A 226-nucleotide genomic window follows, 5' to 3' on the forward strand; every position below is an offset into this window, starting at 1 on the left:
CTTCAATACCCTTCAACCAAAACCTGGTGACACTATTGCTGTCTTTGGTACTGGTGCCGTTGGTCTTGCCGCAATGATGGCTGGTAAGATCTCTGGATGTACACATGTTATCGCCGTTGACATCGTTCCTTCACGTCTTGAATTAGCTAAGGAAATGGGTGCAACTGACATTGTTGACTCATCTAAAGAAGATGCTGTTGAAGCTATCAAGAAGATCACAAATGGT

The 226-nt window shown here is 43.8% G+C and carries 1 protein-coding gene; it reads left to right on the top strand.

Going from position 1 to position 226, the window contains the following annotated elements; genetic code table 11:
• On the top strand, positions 1 to 226 hold a 226-nt coding region (locus FC72_RS10585), incomplete at both ends, for a zinc-binding dehydrogenase (RefSeq protein WP_157051170.1).

This window comes from Companilactobacillus tucceti DSM 20183 (assembly GCF_001434665.1).
GTDB lineage: Bacteria > Bacillota > Bacilli > Lactobacillales > Lactobacillaceae > Companilactobacillus > Companilactobacillus tucceti.